Raw genomic sequence first — 18,151 nt, 5'->3', positions numbered from 1 at the left:
CAGTAAGTTACAACACACCGAGATTGCAGCAAAACAATGCCAACAGTACCGTCAGTCCACCACCACACTAGGTAAACCAGATCCTTCTGCTATCCCCAATGCTTGCGCAGACCGGGCAAAAGAACCCACACCTGCTCGACAAACTCGTCGCAGCATTGCACACCGACACAAAGCTGGCGGGGAAAACGCCTTCCCGCCAAACATGCAATGCGGCAACCGGTGATCAACACGCTACTGATTGCAGCTACACCTGCTGATTCAGCTACACCTGCAATCACGGCGAGCTATGTTCATCCACCTTAACCGGTTTGCTGATAGGCGCGCCGCAGCCGCACCAACGCCTGCTCACAAATACTTGGATCAGTGGTGCGCCAAAAATCCGGCAGCGAAGCAAGCAGGAAACTCCCATAGCGTTTCGACGCCAATCGCGAATCCAAAATCGCCACCACCCCCTTATCGTCCACATGACGCAACAGCCGACCAGCACCCTGGGCCAGCAACAAAGCCGCATGGGTCGCCGCAACTTCCATAAACCCGCTACGCCCAGCCGCATCCGCCGCCTGCTGGCGAGCCTGCAACAGCGGATCATCCGGCCGAGGAAACGGAATCCGGTCAATGAGCACCAGCGACAAACTCGGACCTGGCACATCGACACCCTGCCACAACGTGAGCGTGCCAAACAAACATGCATTCTCATCGTTGGCAAACCGCTCAACCAACGCGCCTATCGAATCATCCCCCTGCACCAAAATGTCAAAGGGAAGCCGGTCTGCAAGCTGCTGTTTCGCATAGACTGCCGCCCGCTTCGAAGAAAACAGTCCCAACGTGCGGCCACCAGCTGCCATAATCAGCCGAGCCATCTCATCGAGCACCTCCGGGGAAAGATCCCCCCGCGCCGGGGCAGGTAAATGCTTGGCAACATAAAGAATCCCAGACTTCTGCGGGGTGAACGGGGTACCCACGTCTAACGTAGTAAACGCACTCGAACGAAGCCCCCAGCTGCGACCAACCGCCCGGAAATTGCCACCAGTTGTCAACGTCGCCGATGTGAGAATCGCCGTCGAATCCGCCATCATTGTCGACCCGATAAGACCCGCCACCGATAGCGGAGCAACCACTAAACCCCGGGCTCCCAGCGAGTCCTCTTCCACCCACACCACATCCCGCTGCTTGGCAGGATCATCGACTTCGTGCACATCCAAAATACGTTGACAGGTTGCCTGCTGCTCGGCAATATGTGCGCTGAGCAGCCCCCGTTCGGCGAACGTTTCCGGATCATTATCCCGCTCCCCGTCAGGGCTTTGACTAATCGCCGCATGCACCTGCTGCAGTGAGGCTTGCACCGCACTCAACATCTGTGTTTGATCTTCCGGAAACTCGGTCATCCGGGCAAGTGGTAACTCGGCCACCTGTTGGCCAAAATCCTCTGCAGCATCAACTAGTCGTTGCACAATCGAACCGGCACCCAGCTGTTTTACTCGTTTCGCGGAAGCCTCTAACGCTGCCGCCGATAATCGTTCAGTCGCAACCTGGGTAATGCGGCCTTCCAGCTCATGTGCCTCGTCAACAATGATCACATCATGCTCGGGAAGTACTTGATTTTCGGCTAAAGCATCAATTGCCAACATGGCATGATTCGTCACCACCACATCCACATCGCTGGCCTGTTTGCGGGCAAGTTCCGCGAAACACTCCTCCCCGAAGGCGCAGCGGCTGGCACCGACACATTCCTTCCCCGTCACACTAACCTGCCGCCACACATCATCAGGCACACTGATATCTAGTGAATCCCGATCGCCAACCTCAGTTTCTTGCGCCCATTGGGCGATCTTGGCAATCAGCTTGCCCCGGTAAGTAAGGTCAGCCTCCTCCACGAGTGCCGCATCCCCTTCCGGATCAGCACTAATACGCTGCAGGCACACATAGTTATTGCGGCCTTTTAACGTGGCAAACGTCGGGGTTCGGCCTAAATGTGGAACAAGTGCCTTCGCAAGCCGGGGAAGATCACGATCCACCAGCTGACGCTGCAACGCGATCGTTGCCGTGGACACAATCACTGTGGTGTCTGCAGCCTGTGCATAGGCGACCGCCGGCACTAGATAGCCTAAGGATTTACCGGTGCCAGTCCCAGCTTGTACCGCTAAATGTTTCCCTGTGATACAGGCGTTTGCCACCGCGTCAGCCATCTGCTGTTGACCTGGTCGCGGTGCGCCACCGAGTGCTTGCACGGCAGCGGCAAGTAACTGTTGTGTGTCGAAGCTGCCACTAATGTCATCGGTAGAGGATGTTTTCCCAGGTGTTGATTCTTTCACGTGGGCAAACCACCTTCCCGTGACGTCGACGTTTTTTTGCACACAGCGTTATCCACACTCCTGCTATTTTCGGTATCCGGTGCAAGGCTACACAGCACACCGCACAGGGGAGCGTGCAGAAGTCGTAGTACTCAATCCTAGTGCGGGCATACACAACACTGCCCCCGCACAGCACACCGGGGCATCCAGTATGCGCGGGGGCAGGGAAAAGATAGCAGTATGACAGCGCACCACCGGTGCCACCTGCCGTGGAGCCGGAACAACAGCGGCAAAGCATGCAGCAGGCTAGGGGCTATTTCGGCGACTGGGTAAACCCAACAAACCGGGTGTTCAATACTGGTTCGTCGCGGCTCAGCGCCAGCCCCTCCCATGGCAATGTGACCAGCTGACCTTGCAAATATTCGCGTGATTCGTGCAATGTCGGCAGATTATCAACCAACTGTCCGCTCCGGATTAACGGCACCGTCAGCTGATATGGCGTCAACTCGCCGGTGTCGGGAACATCGGCCCCAAAGGGGAACACAATCTCCTCAACTGCAGTACCAGTTGCCCGGCATGCACGAATCGCTTGCTTGGTGCCACCGCGGGACTGCTTCTTGCGTGACCGCTTCGCCACCGGAATCCCATCGGCCTCCACCAGCTTGTAGACCATTCCGGCAGTAGGTGCGCCAGAGCCGGTGACCACCGAAGTACCGACACCGAACACATCAACTGGGGAGCCCACAAGGCCAGCGATAGCGAACTCATCCAAGTCGCTAGAGACCACAATTTTGGTGTTGTGCGCCCCTAACCCGTCGAGTTGCTCCCGCACCTGCCGGGTCAAAATCCCCAGATCACCAGAGTCGATCCGCACTCCGCCAAGTTTCGTTCCGGCAACCTTAATCGCATTGTTTACGCCCTGCGTGATATCGAATGTGTCCACGAGCAGCGTGGTTTCCACCCCGAGGGTGTCAACCTGCGACTGGAAGGCAGCTAACTCATTGGGGGTGCCATCGGGATCTACATGCAACAGTGTCCACGAGTGGGCGGCTGTTCCTGCAGCGGGAATCCCGTAGCGTTTTGCTGCCTCCAAATTGGAGGTGGCATGAAAGCCCGCCAAATAGGCGGCGCGGGACGCGGAAACCGCCGCATACTCTTGGGTGCGTCGGGAACCCATTTCGATAAGTTCACGTCCCTGTGCGGCGGTGACCATGCGGGCTGCTGCGGAAGCGACAGCCGAATCGGCATTGAGGATAGACAAAATCACTGTCTCTAGAATGACACACTCGGCAAACGTGCCGCGCACGGTCAACAGAGGCGAATACGGAAAGTACAGTTCCCCTTCCCGATAGCCGTCAATATCACCCTGGAAACGGTATTGGCGTAAATATTCCAGGGTTGCATCGTCGAGAAAGTCCAAACTGGCCAGCTGTTCTTCGGAGAACACAAAGTCTCGTACCGCGCGCAACACGCGGGCAGTACCAGCAACCACCCCGTAGCGGCGTTCATTCGGAAGCCGCCGGGCAAACACCTCAAAAGTACATTGGCGATGCGCTGTGCCGTCCCGCAATGCTGCCTGCAACATGGTGAATTCATATTTGTCAGTAAGCAGCGCTGACGACCGGTAGCGGGGAAGTTCAGTTTGGTCGGATGTTTTCGTCGAATCGATCACCTGGTTCAGTCTAGTCCAACCAGGTCGCACAACCTCAACCCTGAAGCGGCCAATTCGCCAGCATATGCTTCACCGACTTACACCGTGCCGCTCCAACGAGCACAGCAGAAACCGCCTGCTCAACTATCTTGGCGTCTGTTACGTCTGCGGATTATCAGGTCGCCATCTAGGCAGGAGTCGCAGCGAAGAGTCGGCAACCACCCAGCAAGCTAAAGTGCCAGCATTGCAGAATCCCGCAAGAAGCAACATTGCGCACACGATAGTTCTGGGGTGAGTGCGGTACTGCAAATATTTCCTGTTGCGGCGCGGCACAGGTGGTGTGGTACCAGCAGGCGACTGGTAAACCCGCTAGAGTCTATGCCATGGAAGCGATGAGTAACCCGGCAGCCCCCTCGGTGCTGCCCGATACGATCGAAGAACCGGACATTGAGGTTGCAACCAGCGAAAACCTGCCCTGGATGTGTATTGTCTGGGATGATCCGGTGAACCTGATGAGCTATGTCACCTACGTTTTTCAAACGATCCTGGGCTATGACCGCAAAAAAGCTATCGAGCTGATGATGCAAGTTCACACGGAAGGCAAGGCTGCCGTGTCCTCCGGGGAGAAAGACAAGGTCGAAGGGGACGTGAAAAAGCTGCACACCGCGGGCCTGTGGGCAACCATGCAGCAAGCCGGGTAGGTTAGGCAGAACACTACTTCCAGCCGGTAACCGACGCTGCGATATTCGCAAATATTCACTGCGTATCCGATTATCATCGCCGGGTATTCGCGGCAAGACGCACCGTCGCCGTGGCCAGCAGTTTTTTAGGCGTACGCCACGGTTGATCGGCAACACTGAAGCACATCAACAGACGAGCACAAGGGAACATCGAAGTGGAACCATGGACTAGGAAAAAGTCCCTCATGCGGGGCGTGAAATTTCTCACCCAATTCGAACCGATGGAACGGGAAGTATTAGGGAACCTGTGCTCGACTGTTTCTGAAGCGCTCATAGAGCGATGCCAGTCGGCGCCAAAAGACGAACTCGCAGAGCTTACTGGTATGCCCTCGGGGCATAAGGACGCTCCCGAAAACCCGTCGCTGGCGCGGCTCTTGCCGGATTTTGAGCGAGAAGGCGACGAAGAATACGAAGGGGATAATCAACTGCTGCGCTCCCTTCACGAGATCGACATTTGCCGCGGCAAGCTGACGAATCTGCAAAAAATCAATGAAGCCCTAGGTCCCACTGGTGGGGTGCAGGTGCAGATCGAAGAAGCTGACGTTGACGCCTGGCTGCAGGGGCTCAATGACATTCGGCTGTTTATTGCCGCGAGCGATGTCGGCGGTGGGGTGGACGCCGAGAAGCAACTCTACGCCCTGGTGGAGTGGCTCGGCTACGCACAAGACACCCTGCTTAGTGCGGTTATGGGGGATCTAGACATCGACGAATCCTCCGGCGGCGCCTAATACAGTTGTAGTTGCGCAAGATTGCGCGGTCTGCAATGCAGCTTGGTGTGGAACTTTCTCGCCATCACAGCAGTTGAACAACACGGATGACTTGCCGGCTTGAAGCGGGGATATGCACCCAATCGGCTGATGACGACTAGTAGTCTTTACCGATCACTTCGCCACCTCGGTGGCGGATGTTATAGCTCGCGGTGACGCTGCCGGCTGGCGCGATTCCCGCAGCGACTGCTGCCCTGCGCCACGACTGCCCCGCAGGAAACATGCCGGGCAAGTCCAATGTGTAAGCAAAGCTGCAATGACCACACACAAGCACAACAGATTGGATGACCATCGGTGAGTGCAGGCTATCAACCCGTCCCTTTTCCCGATCCTTCTCACCCCGTGGAATACACCGCTGATGGGCGACCAATCGCACCGTGGGCTGGTCGCGCCAACCTGGTGAAAACACGCCTGAAACAGGCAATTGTTGTAACCGTCGCGGTACAAGCAGTGATTTGGCTGGTGTTTGCAGCAGAATTATTCAACCCCTCGCTGGTTGATCGTTACGCCCTGCACCCACGGGATCTGGGGGCGTGGTACACCATGTTTACCTCCCCGTGGCTGCACCTGTCGCTGACGCACATTATGGGCAATGCGTCAGTGGCGATCGCCTGCACGATGCTTATTGGGCTTGGCGGCTACCGGGTCTTTATTGAATCCACGGCGGTCATTGTCGTCGCCAGCGGGATACTCGGGTTTGTGTTGTTACGCAACCCGGCAGCAGGGTTATCTGGGGTGATCTACGGCTGGATTTTCTATCTTGTCGTGCGTGGTTTTTATAACAAGTCGTGGTCACAAATCGTGGTCGGCGTCGGTCTAGCACTCACCCATCTAGGGCTGGTTTTTGGTTTCCTGCCACAACCTGGGGTGAGTTGGGACGGTCATTTGTGGGGTGCAGTCGCCGGAGTTGTTGCGGCAGCTGTTATTCGCAGTGACGATCCGCACCCCAGCGCGCTTCCGGGAACAACCGTTCCCCCGGCTTTGCCAGGTGCAAGTCGCTAACCTGCCCAGCCGGTTCTCGTCGCACAGCAATAGATCCCCGGTGCTGCCAGCGTTGTGGCAAACCGAACATGTGCAGATTATGACGAAACGCAGCTGCGATGGGCCAGCACCTTAACTTCCTTCATTTCCTTGATGAGTGCTTCTTTCCGTAATGCCTGGCGTTGCGAGGATTGCACCGGGCTAGCAGATGATTCCACAGCATTGGAGTGATCGTTTCCTACTCGCTAAAGAATTAACGAGCGTTCTGCAGGGGTATCGCAGTTGCGCGCCGGATAAGTGGGGCTGTTTTGCGAAAAGGCTTCACCTCACCGCAGCAGGACAGCTACAATGATCGCGCGAAAAGCTTTACCGCCCTGCGCAACGGCGTTTTGCCGCAGAAGCTACAGGGTGAATCAATCATGAGGTGAAAACGACTGTGCGAACCCCCTGGAAAACCACCATGTTAGCGCTGCTTATCGCAGGTATGACAGCAGTAACTGGGTGCAGTAGTGAGGAAACACTGCCTGGTGCAGCTCAGAGCAGCGCTGCTGGTCGAGCAGCTGGTGAGAATCCTGCGCAAGAGCAAATAACTGGCCAAGATGCTCAAGACGCAGCAGCGGGGCACACTGCAGGGGATCACTCTAATGAGCAGTTTGCACTTGCCGCATTGACCGGGGATGTCAAAGACGCAGACGGACTGACCCCAAGCGTGGAAAATCCGGCGGCAACAACCGTGCTTGCTGGGGTTACCGCCGCCTATGTGGCAACTCCGCTGAGTTCCGCGCCGGTAGGGGAGTTACGTCTTCCCTTTGGCTGCTCGGCGCTAGGACCTGCGATCTACGATGCCGCACTTGCCACCTTGCAGGCACGAGGCCCATTCTTCCTGTCGGAAGTACCAGGTCCGCGTGGGAATGAATGTGTCATCTCCTTACATGATCCCCGTGGGGATGCGATCTATGGGGACAACCCGACTGGTTTCACCAACGATCTTCCTGCAATCGCGCAGCAGATGGTTGTGGCCGCCGGTGGACCGATCCAAGTTGCCTTAGCCGATGGGGCACAAGTTGGTGCGGCTGGTATCGAGGGGACATTCCCGGCCTGGTCAACCTCAAAGGTGCCGTTGTCTATTGCTTCACTGCGCCACACCGGTGGGCAAACCACCTCGCTGATGCAGGCAGCAATTACTCAAAGTGATAATGCGGCTGCGGCTGGCTTGTGGAATTCGTTGGGGGGTGGCCAGCAGGCTGCAGATCAGATTACTGGAGTTATTCGGGAAGGCGGCGATCAGGTTTCAACGGTTCCACCAGCAACTTCCACCGGGTATTCCGCCTTCGGGCAAACCATGTGGACTGCCGCTAACCAGGCAACGTTTACCTTTGGTTTGCCGTGTATCGCCAACTCCGGTCCAGTCATCAACGCGATGCATAACATTGTGCCCGGCCAGCGCTATGGCCTCGGCCAGATTCCAAATATGGCGTTGAAAGGCGGGTGGGGGCCTGATGCGATTGGTGCCTACACTGTCCGGCAACTGGGGCTTCTGCAAACCGATCGGGGCGATATTGCGGTGTCGCTGGTGGCTCGCCCAACGTCTGGTACCTATGAGCAAGGCCAAGTGATGCTCAACAATGCTGCTGCCGTGCTGCGGGAGGCGTTGGCTGACGGCTCCGTGCAACCTATTCGTCGCTGCGGTGGCTAGTACGCATCCTCGTAATCCTTCCGCCTTTTCGGCGATATAACAGAATAACCAGCATGGCACTGTCTATTGCACTGTTGCTGTCATGCCAAATCTTTGATTCAGGCACTGTCGTGAAAGTCATCAACACTTTATGGCGGTGCCTGTCGGTTTTTCGGCGGCCTGCTACTGCAGATCATCGGCGCTACGGCAACCGGCCGCCGCTGAACTATTAACGCTGCAGGCAGCGTCCTACAAGATGTGCAACCTGGAGAAGAGGTAAGCCGGTACGATAGCTTCGATAGGCGCTGTATCAAGCGTGGGATGAACCCTGCCAGTGGTGATATCGCTATCACACAGATGAGCCGATTGCGGCTGGTGCCCCAATGCCGTGGAATCGTCCGCCGCACTAGTGATCGCTGTGTTTGCACCGCAATGGTGCGCAACCCGACGACTTTGAGTATTCATCACCGACGGTCAGCGGTGTGCCTCGGGTGCGGTGGCTGTGGAAGCAACGATGAAAAGGAGTGGTGTTGGTGATTCAAGATGGCCGTGACAACTGTGCCGCAACACCATTAGGTGCTGTATTTGAAGAAACCGACTTCGACAATCGGCCAATCGGCATGTTTGACTCTGGGGTCGGGGGACTGACAGTGGCGCGCAGCCTGGTCGACCAGCTGCCCAACGAGTCATTGATCTATGTCGGTGACTCTGCGAAAGGCCCCTATGGGCCACTCTCCCGGGAAACTGTTGCCCACCACAGTCGACAGATTGCAGACAATCTGGTGCAGCGCGGGGTGAAAATGATTGTGATCGCCTGTAATACGGCGACAGCAGCATTTTTACGCGAAGCGGAGCAACGCTACGACATCCCAGTGATTGGCGTCATTGAGCCGGCAGTACGCCGCGCCATCGCTACAACGAGAAATCACCGCATCGGGGTTCTTGGAACCCAAGGGACTGTTGACTCCGGGGTGTATCAGCAGCAGATCACCAGCTATCCGGGGGTTACTTGTGTGGCGCAGGCTGCACCGCGGTTTGTTGATTTTGTGGAACGTGGCATCACCGCCGGGCGACAAATCTTAGGAGTGGCACAGGCCTATGTCGAGCCCCTGCAGGCAGCCAACATCGACACGCTCGTATTGGGGTGCACACATTATCCCCTCCTGACAGGTGTGATTCAGTTAGCGATGGGGGATAATGTCACCCTAGTGTCCTCCGCGGAGGAAACCGCCAAGGATGTGTATCGCCAGCTCAGCATGAGCGGCCAGCTTGCCAACACACCGCCGGAGGCGGTGAACCGTGTCTTTGAGACCACCGGGGAACCGACAAAATTCGCTCATTTGGCCACGCGATTTTTAGGTCCGCATGTGGCACAAGTATCGACCCTTCCCGACCTGGGATATGCGTAGTGATCCCCGACGCTGCGGATGCGGCGCCGGCACAGTTGCAGAAAATGAGCAGAACCTGTGCATTGCGGCGGTGAAATGGCCACAATGCAGCGCCGCAGCCGTAATATTGCCGGATTACCGAACCGTATGTGAGTGACACCACCCGATAGGCGCCGATGTGGAATTGATTAGGTTGCCAAGGCCACTGGTAGGCATTTGTTTCCTGAGAGTGAAACAATGGCAGCTATGAAGTCGATCATCCTTGGCAGTAGTGGTTCCCTGGCAGGTCCTTGTAACGCGGCATCAGGTTTTCTGCTCTGTACCGACACCTATCCGGGGATGCTGATCGATACCGGCCCTGGGGTGCTCAGCGCGTTGCAACAGGGCAACTTCTCACCCGGTGACTATGACGTGGCATTTACGCATTTACATGCCGACCATTGTGCCGATTTCCCTTCGCTGTTGGTGTGGCGACGATACCATCCCACCGCGAAAGCAGCGCAGCGCAATATGCTGTTTGCGCCGGGTCATATTGCTACTCGGTTAGGGCCGTTGTGTACTGACGAAGATGCGCCAGCAGACCCTTTCAGCGACACGTTTGACCTTGTGGCCTGGCAGGAAGGGGTGCCACAATCCCACGGGGAGATCACTATAACCCCGTTTGCGGCGGTCCACCCGATTGAAGCCTATTCGCTGCGTGTCGAAGCTGCCGACGGGACGGTGTTTGCATTTTCGGGGGATACCGCACCAACCGATCGACTGGTGGACTGTGCAAACGATGCCGATGTGCTTTTTTGTGAAGCATCCTGGGGGCCGTCGAGTGCAGGGAAAGCCCCAGCCATGCACATGTCCGCGGCGGAGGCAGGGGAGATCGCTACCCGCGCAAATGTCGGCAAACTCGTCCTCGTCCACATTCCGCCGTGGGAAGATCAGGCAGCCACCTTGGCAGCGGCGCAGGATGCGTTTAGCGGGGAAGTGGTCATCGCTGCACCAGGAGACCACATTACAGCTGCCGCATCCAGGTAGCAGTCTGCAGCGCAACAGGTGATCACCGCACCGTTGATGGGCTGTGTCGTATCATCCCGATGCCGGGATACTTCAGCGTGCAGCACACCAAAAACAGCACACCCTCTAGCATGGGGTTTACCGTGCTAGAAGGTGTGCTGGCATGTGCTAGCTCGATGTTTTGTGGCACTGCCCGTTATGTGCTGGTGCGCATCGACGTTGTGGCGTTGCGGGCGGAATCATGTTGGCCGCGTTCCAGGTGCAACAACTCTGCCAGGGCACAGCGGGTATTACAGGCTGCGCAGGAACACCACAGCATTGTTGCCGCCGCTACAACGGAAGTCGAAGTTGCCTAAGGATTTGCAGGTCATTGAGTAGGTTTTCTCGGTAACGGTGGAATACACCTCGACTGTGAATGTGTCACCAACTGGAATACGGCGCCCGGCCACCCGGTCGGCGACTTCTCTGCCGGTGGCAAGCGAGAACGGGCAAGAAGTAATTTCGGTCAAGTGGTAGGCCGTAAAACCGGCGGCTGTCCCACAGGACAGATCGGACGAAGGCGGAGATAACCTCGGCGGGTAGGTAGGCTGATTGGCTGTGGAGGTAGTCGACGGGGTGTACCGGCTATAGGATGGGGCGCTAAATGTTGAAACAACAGAGGTTCGCGGGGTGGCCGTCACCGTTTTTGTCGTGGTGCGTTGTTCGACGACCTTTGTGGACGTGGTAGTGGAACGCGCAGTTGGTTCAAAGTCACTGTGATTACCACGCACAAAAAAGGTCACTAGCGCTCCAGCAAGGACGATCACTAGCACTACAAGCAGCGGAATAATCCATTTCGCCGCCGAAGAGGTAGCAGTCTTCGCAGGTGTGGCAGCAGTTGTTGTCGTAACGTCTGCAGCAGCACTTCCATTGGAAGCATTACCGGGGGCTGACACACTAGCGAACCCACCCGGTGGGGTAGCTGGTTGGGCTGTTGACCAGCGATCACTGTCGCCCGAAGCGGCAGTTGACCAGTAATTTGTAGTATTGCTCGACGGTGCCTGTCCCCAGTCATCGGCGGTTAATGTGGCCGAGGAGCTTAGGCTTCGATCAGTAATAGCTTTCAGGGTGGTGGCGTCGAGTGTGCCTGCAGCAAGGGCTTGATCAAGTTCCGCACGGGCATGTTCATCAGTGAAAATTGAGAGCAATGTCGTCAATTCTGTGCGGCGAGCCGTGTCTGTGGGCGATAGTTCGTCGAGTTTGTGACGAATCGCCTCGATGGCTTCCAACTGTGTGGCATCGCGCGACAGGCCGAGTGACTCATACGGGTTGTACATGGGGCCTCTTTGGAACTGGGTTGAACAAGACACCAACAATCTTGATCGGTGACTGTGGCAGGCATGGCCGCAGGAGTCTCGAAAAACCTTATCCACTGCTTGGATAAGGCCACAACACTAGACGGTGGTTCGCCAGGATGAACGCTCCAGCGAACCGGCGGCACACTGGGAGTATCTTAACAGCTTTCCCTAGCAGTCTTGCTATTTCCCGAGCGCACGCCGCACAGTGACAAACCGGCACTGGCGATGACGTGGCTGTGGTGCTGCAGATGTTCCCGTGACAACTCCTCAGGGTGGATCGCTTCGCACAGTGCAACATGTCGCAGACCACCGCAGTTCGGATCACTACACACCGCCCGCCTAGGGGAGCGATACGCGAATACGGGTAGGGTGGGGAGTTATGGATGAACAATTTTTGCGTGCCGATGGCCGCGCCTTAGATGAGCTCCGCGACATCCGTATTACGCGCCAATTTACGACCAATCCGGCGGGCAGCGTCCTCGTTGAATTTGGGAATACTCGGGTGATGTGTACCGCCTCCGTGGAAGAACGGGTGCCGAGGTTTAAAAAAGATTCCGGTGAAGGCTGGTTGACTGCGGAATATGCGATGCTCCCTGCAGCCACCCATGAGCGTATGCCCCGCGAATCGATGCGTGGCAAAGTGAAGGGACGCACCCATGAGATTTCCCGTTTGATTGGCCGTTCCCTGCGGGCAGCGATCGATCTTGGGGAGCTTGGGGAAAATACCATCGCTATTGACTGTGATGTCCTGCAGGCCGACGGTGGCACCCGCACCGCCTCAATCACCGGCGCATATGTGGCTCTTGCTGATGCGGTTGCCACATTGAAACAGCGAGGTGTTCTTCCTGGTGATCCGCTGCGGGCACCAGTTGCAGCAGTCAGTGTGGGCATCATTGATGGTCGTGTGTGCCTTGATCTGCCCTATGAGGAAGATTCCCGGGCCGAGGTTGATCTCAACGTGGTGATGCGGGCCGACGGCACCTTCGTCGAAGTCCAAGGCACCGGCGAGGCAGGCACCTTCACGCGAGCAGAGCTCGACGCCATGTTAGATAGTGCCGCTGATGGTTGCGAACAGCTTTTCGCCCTGCAGCGCGCCGCACTGCAATAGTGGCGGATTGATCGATCGTTGTTGACAGCGAGAACAGCGGTTTCGATTTGCGGAGTGCTCTCCTCCCTAGGCGGAGATACCAGCAACTCGAGCCCGCTCTCGACTGTGTAACTCGATGATTCTCGGCTACGTCGTAACGACACGGGTCTTGCTGATGTGATGATCTCGACTTGGGGATGCTCCGTATGACACCTTGGTGCAATCTGGCAATCAGTCGTCTTTCACGGTGCGTCCCGTTACTGAAGAGTCCGGGGCACGGCACCGCGCAGTGATGGCCTTGTTCGGTGATCTCCCTGGCCGTGCCGGGGCAGATGCGAAAATCTTGTATCGTGGATCACAGCGCACACGAAGTTTCGAGCGTCATCGTGCAGTCGAGTGTGAAAGCTGAGCACATCCCGCCGGGGCATGGTGAAGGAATTTGGATCCCTGAGTTTTCCTCGGAACTCCTGTGCAATTTCGATTTGCCGTAAATGCGGTGTCTCGACTGCAAGCCAGCGGCACACGCCCCGAACTTCTCGATGGCACTGATGCTGAGCATGGAGCACTCAGCCCGTGGCTGAAACAGGGGCTTTCCGCAGTTCTTGCGCAAATTGAGATTGTCAACCATTGACGGACAGCCCTCCAAGATCCGAAGAACCGAAGTGGCAAGCCGAACGCGGTACAGGTTGATTTGATCGACGGTGCAGCGGTTGTTGATTCGCCCGAAGATTTGCGTCGACTCTTAGACACATGGTGTTGGTTGGGCGAAGTCGTGTGGGTGCGGTCTACTGAGCATTCGGCCATCTATAGCCGCTATTGCTGAGCTCTCGTGTTGCTGCCATGCGGTGTCGTAATAAATTGCAGGAGGGGTAAGCGCTGCGCGAGGTGGATGAACAGTCAGTTGGGTGTCGATGGTTCACTGTACAGTGACGCTTCGTCGCAGGTATTTACGTTGTTCGAGCGGTCACAATCTCGTTGGAGCAAGCCTGCTTTGTTTTCGCCAATAGCGAAACCACCCCCGGCACATGCTCGCTGTTACTGAGCTTGTTCCAGGGGTGGTGCATGGAAAAGGTTTTGGTGCGCCCGGGGAGACTTGAACTCCCACGCCATAAGACACTAGAACCTAAATCTAGCGCGTCTACCAATTCCGCCACGGGCGCAAATCGCTGGTGTTGTATTTAACATCTGCAGCGAGGAAGTACTTTACCATCACCAGGCAGGTGTCATGCAACATGGGCACTCCGCTGGGATGCAACACTGAAGATGGCAGGGAGGTTGTCCGCAGTGGGCTGGTGCCAGTTCGGTACAGCTGAGCATATCTTTTACCACCCCGCAGAAGGCTACAAGCTGCATGGATACTTGTTCGGCTGCAATCGTATGCTTTGGCAGTCATTGCCGGCCTCGGACAGCCTCCTTGTGACGGGGGGATTGTCTTTGCGCACCGACTGGTTTGCTAAGTTGTTCGACCAGGCTTGATGCTTCGCGGTACAGTTACCTTTTATGAGCGCTGCCCCCGACACACCCCGCACTGCTGTTCGTCGTCGTACACGGATTCTGCGGTTGATTGTGTTAATTATTTTGGTGTTGGCGACGCTTGCCCTGGCTTGGTGGCAGTACACCCGCTGGTCAGAATCGGGGTCGTTTCAGAATCTTGGCTATGCCCTGCAATGGCCATGTTTCGGGGCGTTTTTTATCTATGTGTGGAAAAAGATCGGCGACTATGAGGATGAGCTTGCCGAAACTGGGGTGAGTCCGACTGTGCGGGAGAAGCAGCAGCAGGCAGCCCAAGGGGATTTTTCCGAGATCGATCCAGCGCTGCTTCCCGAACGCCCTACGCTTGACGTCGATACGTTTAATGAGCTGAATAAGCCACAACGCCGTCGTGGAGAGATTCGGGATGATTTCCGCTGACTATCTTCTGGCGTGGCGGTAGGTGTTCCCGGCGTTGCCCGGTAGGGTAGGCAACAGCTGCAATATTCAAGCATGCGTCTACGGTGCGCGGTTTGAATACACATAAAGCACAAGGATTCTCACCCGCTGTTGTTCACGATGATGCGGTGATGAAGTAAGGAAGAAACGCAAAAACACTATGACGCAACAACAACCACCATTGGTAACTCCGGAGCGACAGCAGCGTGTCGGTAAAGCTTTGACCATGTTTTCTATCGCCGCCTGGGTGACGGGCTGCTGGCTGCTTGTGCTCACAGGTCGCATGATTTTGGAGTATCTCGTCGGTATTCACATGCCGGAGTGGACGAAGATTATCGGCCAGCTGCACGGGCTGTTTTACATGTTGTATCTCGTGGCGGTGCTGAACCTGGGAACGAAGGCACGCTGGTCGCCAGTGACCTGGCTGGTCACTGCCCTGTGGGGCACGATCCCATTTATGTCCTTCGTGGCGGAACATCGTCGTCGCAAGGAAGTTAAAGCAGCATTCCAGCTGCCGTAATCCTCACCTGGTTGGCGGCGTCGTTGGTTGTACACCGGCTATCCTGCTGGGGTGGTCAGCTGCACCAGGGTGGGGGAAGCTAGCATAAAACACGAAGCACACGAGCGAAGCGGCACCGATAGGTGATACTCCGCTCGTGTGCTTGCGTATTGCTCCTGCAGTGTGTGTTGTTTCTGCAGCTGACAGCTTTGCCAGCCTTAGGCGTTGCCGCTGCGATCAACCGGAGTGGTGGCTGGTTTCGCGTTGAGTGACTGCAAGGTGGCCAGCACATTGTCGTCACTGTCGCCGGAAGCAGTCTCTGCAGGGACTTCGACTGTCAGCGGTGAATCCGGGGCGGCAGTCACAGTGGATCCGTCAGCAACAGCCCGATCAGCTAATTCTTGCAACACCGGGAGCAGCGCGGTGAGTGCGCGACGACGATGAGAAATCGCATCTTTTTCTTCCGGGGTCAGTTCCGCGGCGGTTTTCGGACGTTCATCTAAGTCTTGTACGCGCTCGTCCTCTTCGGCGGGGATAAACAGCGGATCATAGCCGAAACCGCCACTGCCGACGGCTTTTTTCACTACCCGCCCATTCCACACGCCTTTTTCAATCCACTCTTCACCCTCCGGGGTGACCACAGCGCACACCGAGACGAACTGGGCGCCACGGCGGGAGGCGGGAACGTCAGCTAACTGGGCGAGCAGGAGAGCGTTATTCGCCTCATCGTCGCCGTGGGTGCCATTCCACCGCGCCGACAGCACCCCGGGCATGCCGTTGAGCTCATCAACAGCAATCCCTGAGTCGTCGGCGATGGTGGTGACACCAGTTGCTTTCGCCCCTGCCCGGGCTTTAATCAGGGCATTATCGGCAAAGGTGCGACCGTCCTCGGTGGGTTCTGGATAGCCGAGAAGATCAGCCGATGAGACGAGTTCAATTCCGGTAATCCCCGCGCCTTGTAAAAGACGCTGAAGTTCTTGAAGTTTTTTCGCATTGTGGCTTGCAAGGTGAAGCAGCATGGTGCAAGTTTCCGTGGTTGATGTGGAATGTGTCAAATACACGCGATCCACCACCGAAAAGATGCCAGGTAGCGCGGGGACAGCACTAACAGATTCGTCCTGCCGCATGCAGCCGTGTTGGGTTGCAGTTGGTGGTGGTTACCGTGCAGTGGTCAGTGATGGGGTTGAGCAGTGCCCGGTAAATCGCCGGTCAGTGTTGGCGGATCGAAGGCGGGCTGCCGATCAATATCATCGAGCACGAGCTCGTCATTCCCGGTAAGGGTGAGGGTGTGTGCCAGCGGAATCTGGTGGGAGGCGCTTTCTAAAATATGCATGAAGTAGCCTGCGGTATTCGGAATGGCGATGAGATCCCCTGGGTGAACACCGTGGGGGAAGTGCATTGCGCGGCGAACGAGCACCTCATCTTCGATACAGTAGGCGCCCACAAGAAAGCCGGTAAACGGTGCATCAGTGCCACCGGTTGGGGCATCTGGTTGGGGCACAAGGATTGGGTCGAGCAAAATATCGTCGCTGGTGGTGCGGCATTGGGTGCGGTTCATCCCGCAGACCACCAGCCCCACCCCATCGGTGCGGTGTTTGATGTGGATGACTTCGGCGACAGTCATACCACCGCCGTCGAGCACACTGCGACCAGGTTCCAAGTGTAGGGCGAGTCCGCGGGTGCGCAGTGCCGCAGCCACGGTGGAGGGTTTCCCACCGCAAGTGATCGTTGCGGTGAGCAGGGTGGTGAGCCATTCACCGCGTATTGGCTGTTGATAAAAGGGGTAGTGGTTGGAAAGTGGATCATTGTTCCATGTCCACTGTTTTGTCGGATCCGCGATAGGATGTGCTGCAAGTTCAGCCCGTGCCTGTTGAAACGTCTCCCACTGCGTGGCCGACGACAAATAACTCATGGGGATCCCGCCACCAAGATCGACGAATGTGAGCTGGTGGCCGGCGGCAGTAGCGGCATCAACAACCTGCAGTGCATCGCCTAGTGCTTGTGCCCGATCAGCGGCACTATAGCCGTGCAAATGCAGGTGCACCCCGACCAGTGTAAGCCCGGATGGTAGCCCGTCGGCGAGCAGCTGGCACCAGGTTGCCGGGCGCTCCCCGAACCGGGTGGGGCGATGGTATGCCGGATCGGTGGCAATGCGAAAAGCAATAGGGGTTTGTCGACCAAGCTGTGTGGCAATTGCCGCCAGTCGGGACATCTCAGTTGGATTGTCGATAGATACTGTGACCCCATGTTCCACCGCGAGACGCAGCAGTGCAGCAGGTTTAATCGCGGCTGAGACAATAATTTTTGCCGGATCCACACCGCGGGCAAGCACTTGGGCAAGTTCCCGCAACGAGGCAACATCTATTCCGTGACCCGCGTCACGGGCCGCGTCGACAAAACTTAACGCCTTATTGGCTTTGCGGGCGAAGAAAATCTCCACTGCCACGTCATGGCGACGTCCAGCTGCAACAAGTTCCGCGGCACAGGCTGGTAACGCGGCAGGGTTGACGATATTAATCGGGCTGCCATAGGTGGCCACCGCCTCGCGGAGGCGCTCAGGTGCGTCGAGCAACGTTTGCATCCACGGCGCGAGCCGAGCCTGCAGCGGGATTGTTGCAGCCATTGTGCGGGGTGAGGGGGAAGAAATAGCAACCACTCCTAAGCGAAGAACATGCAAAAAGAGAAAGAACAACACCAACAATAGGGCAGTTGGTGGCCAGCAGACCTGATCTGTTGGGTGTGGCAAAAAAATAGGGTTCCCAAGCACCATTGCCCTAGCAGGCGACCTCACTGGTAAAAAA

Annotated in this window: 14 protein-coding genes, 1 tRNA gene and 1 pseudogene; 10 read left to right on the top strand and 6 right to left on the bottom strand. The window is 56.8% G+C overall.

Annotated elements, in window-relative coordinates; translation table 11 throughout:
* Positions 1-299 precede the first annotated feature (299 nt).
* A complete protein-coding gene (locus CCHOA_RS08070; RefSeq protein WP_281273267.1) occupies positions 300-2,312 on the bottom strand; it encodes an ATP-dependent DNA helicase in 2,013 nt (670 codons plus the stop codon).
* Positions 2,313-2,604: 292 nt separating this feature from the next.
* Entirely contained in the window at positions 2,605-3,963 is a 1,359-nt protein-coding gene (locus tag CCHOA_RS08065; protein WP_164472430.1) for a nicotinate phosphoribosyltransferase, read from the bottom strand.
* 371 nt (positions 3,964-4,334) lie between these two features.
* Between CCHOA_RS08065 and clpS the strand changes: the two genes are divergently transcribed.
* The 7 genes from clpS to CCHOA_RS08035 all read left to right on the top strand — a co-directional run bounded on the left by clpS (position 4,335) and on the right by CCHOA_RS08035 (position 10,519).
* Positions 4,335-4,643 carry an ATP-dependent Clp protease adapter ClpS gene (clpS, locus tag CCHOA_RS08060; RefSeq protein ID WP_123931058.1) on the top strand — a complete coding sequence of 103 codons (309 nt, stop codon included), beginning with the start codon at positions 4,335-4,337 and terminating at the stop codon, positions 4,641-4,643.
* Positions 4,644-4,837: 194 nt separating this feature from the next.
* The gene (locus CCHOA_RS08055) at positions 4,838-5,410 is read left to right on the top strand and encodes a DUF2017 domain-containing protein (RefSeq protein ID WP_123929213.1); all 573 of its coding nucleotides are present in this window, start codon (positions 4,838-4,840) and stop codon (positions 5,408-5,410) included.
* 333 nt (positions 5,411-5,743) lie between these two features.
* On the top strand, positions 5,744-6,451 hold the full coding sequence (locus tag CCHOA_RS08050; protein ID WP_123929210.1) for a rhomboid family intramembrane serine protease: 708 nt from the start codon (positions 5,744-5,746) through the stop codon (positions 6,449-6,451).
* A gap of 403 nt (positions 6,452-6,854) precedes the next feature.
* Positions 6,855-8,126: a hypothetical protein gene (locus CCHOA_RS08045; RefSeq protein ID WP_123929207.1), complete on the top strand. Its 1,272-nt coding sequence runs from the start codon at positions 6,855-6,857 to the stop codon at positions 8,124-8,126.
* Between the two features lie 53 nt (positions 8,127-8,179).
* The gene (locus tag CCHOA_RS10695; RefSeq protein ID WP_164472429.1) at positions 8,180-8,338 is read left to right on the top strand and encodes a hypothetical protein; all 159 of its coding nucleotides are present in this window, start codon (positions 8,180-8,182) and stop codon (positions 8,336-8,338) included.
* A gap of 387 nt (positions 8,339-8,725) precedes the next feature.
* Positions 8,726-9,514 (top strand): glutamate racemase, encoded by a 789-nt coding sequence (murI, locus tag CCHOA_RS08040; protein WP_123931055.1) that lies wholly within the window; start codon positions 8,726-8,728, stop codon positions 9,512-9,514.
* A 225-nt stretch (positions 9,515-9,739) separates the two neighbouring features.
* Positions 9,740-10,519, top strand: a complete 780-nt coding sequence (locus CCHOA_RS08035) for an MBL fold metallo-hydrolase (protein WP_123929204.1) — start codon at positions 9,740-9,742, stop codon at positions 10,517-10,519.
* Positions 10,520-10,788: 269 nt separating this feature from the next.
* On the opposite strand, the gene CCHOA_RS08030 is transcribed toward CCHOA_RS08035, so the two are convergent.
* Positions 10,789-11,814 (bottom strand): hypothetical protein, encoded by a 1,026-nt coding sequence (locus CCHOA_RS08030; protein WP_123929200.1) that lies wholly within the window; start codon positions 11,812-11,814, stop codon positions 10,789-10,791.
* 400 nt (positions 11,815-12,214) lie between these two features.
* On the opposite strand from CCHOA_RS08030, the gene rph reads away from it, so the two are divergent.
* Positions 12,215-12,943 carry a ribonuclease PH gene (gene rph / locus CCHOA_RS08025; RefSeq protein WP_123929197.1) on the top strand — a complete coding sequence of 243 codons (729 nt, stop codon included), beginning with the start codon at positions 12,215-12,217 and terminating at the stop codon, positions 12,941-12,943.
* A gap of 1,054 nt (positions 12,944-13,997) precedes the next feature.
* Here rph and CCHOA_RS08020 read toward each other — a convergent pair.
* A tRNA-Leu gene (locus CCHOA_RS08020) sits at positions 13,998-14,082 on the bottom strand.
* A 340-nt stretch (positions 14,083-14,422) separates the two neighbouring features.
* Between CCHOA_RS08020 and CCHOA_RS08015 the strand changes: the two genes are divergently transcribed.
* The gene (locus CCHOA_RS08015; protein WP_206425783.1) at positions 14,423-14,833 is read left to right on the top strand and encodes a hypothetical protein; all 411 of its coding nucleotides are present in this window, start codon (positions 14,423-14,425) and stop codon (positions 14,831-14,833) included.
* A gap of 178 nt (positions 14,834-15,011) precedes the next feature.
* The gene (locus tag CCHOA_RS08010) at positions 15,012-15,371 is read left to right on the top strand and encodes a DUF3817 domain-containing protein (RefSeq protein WP_123929194.1); all 360 of its coding nucleotides are present in this window, start codon (positions 15,012-15,014) and stop codon (positions 15,369-15,371) included.
* 371 nt (positions 15,372-15,742) lie between these two features.
* Here the strand turns inward: CCHOA_RS08010 and rdgB are convergent.
* Positions 15,743-16,369 (bottom strand): annotated as a pseudogene (rdgB, locus tag CCHOA_RS08005) (RdgB/HAM1 family non-canonical purine NTP pyrophosphatase); the annotation flags it as partial.
* A 152-nt stretch (positions 16,370-16,521) separates the two neighbouring features.
* The gene (locus tag CCHOA_RS08000; protein WP_123929188.1) at positions 16,522-17,973 is read right to left on the bottom strand and encodes an alanine racemase; all 1,452 of its coding nucleotides are present in this window, start codon (positions 17,971-17,973) and stop codon (positions 16,522-16,524) included.
* Between the last annotated feature and the right edge of the window lie 178 nt (positions 17,974-18,151).

The sequence above is a fragment of the Corynebacterium choanae genome, from assembly GCF_003813965.1.
GTDB classification, from domain to species: domain Bacteria; phylum Actinomycetota; class Actinomycetes; order Mycobacteriales; family Mycobacteriaceae; genus Corynebacterium; species Corynebacterium choanae.
Note: the sequence above shows the minus strand (reverse complement) of the source record. Positions and strands in the feature narration are given on the sequence as shown.

What these genes read in the sequence shown, in the direction of transcription:
- CCHOA_RS10695 (WP_164472429.1), top strand. Translation starts at nt 8,180, where the DNA reads ATGGCACTGTCTATTGCACTGTTGCTGTCATGCCAAATCTTTGATTCA.
- rph (WP_123929197.1), top strand. Translation starts at nt 12,215, where the DNA reads ATGGATGAACAATTTTTGCGTGCCGATGGCCGCGCCTTAGATGAGCTC.
- CCHOA_RS08035 (WP_123929204.1), top strand. Translation starts at nt 9,740, where the DNA reads ATGAAGTCGATCATCCTTGGCAGTAGTGGTTCCCTGGCAGGTCCTTGT.
- CCHOA_RS08015 (WP_206425783.1), top strand. Translation starts at nt 14,423, where the DNA reads ATGAGCGCTGCCCCCGACACACCCCGCACTGCTGTTCGTCGTCGTACA.
- CCHOA_RS08000 (WP_123929188.1), bottom strand. Translation starts at nt 17,973, where the DNA reads ATGGCTGCAACAATCCCGCTGCAGGCTCGGCTCGCGCCGTGGATGCAA.
- murI (WP_123931055.1), top strand. Translation starts at nt 8,726, where the DNA reads ATGTTTGACTCTGGGGTCGGGGGACTGACAGTGGCGCGCAGCCTGGTC.
- clpS (WP_123931058.1), top strand. Translation starts at nt 4,335, where the DNA reads ATGAGTAACCCGGCAGCCCCCTCGGTGCTGCCCGATACGATCGAAGAA.
- CCHOA_RS08030 (WP_123929200.1), bottom strand. Translation starts at nt 11,814, where the DNA reads ATGTACAACCCGTATGAGTCACTCGGCCTGTCGCGCGATGCCACACAG.
- CCHOA_RS08010 (WP_123929194.1), top strand. Translation starts at nt 15,012, where the DNA reads ATGACGCAACAACAACCACCATTGGTAACTCCGGAGCGACAGCAGCGT.